This window comes from Dellaglioa sp. CoH-56-MRSF-11 (genome assembly GCF_056782135.1).
Window position 1 is genome coordinate 1 of record NZ_JBXAYE010000096.1, and the last position, 284, is coordinate 284.

At 55.3% G+C, this 284-nt stretch carries 1 protein-coding gene; it reads left to right on the forward strand.

Going from position 1 to position 284, the window contains the following annotated elements; all coding sequences use genetic code 11:
• Positions 1–284, forward strand: a 284-nt coding sequence (locus AC1RPT_RS07990) for a hypothetical protein (protein ID WP_481763020.1), incomplete at both ends; no start/stop codon positions are given.

Here is a 284-nt window from a genome sequence, read left to right on the forward strand (position 1 = left end):
TCAACTCGCGCCCCGCGCTCAGATGGGCGACCTCAGCTACAACACGCGCCTCGAAGAATTTATGGCCATTATGTGGCCAACAGACGTGGAGTGGCAAAAGCCGTGGATCGGGTTCTCCGAATTCGTGTTCTCAGACGATCCGCACAACATCGATTGGTGGGGCTTCTGGTCGATGCCGGTCAATACGATTCGTTACCGCTTCAGTGATGGCGTATATCTGCCTGCTCTTGCCTTCAACCTCAATGCTATGGTTCCGCCCGCAAAGAACCCGGTCAATCCGACAC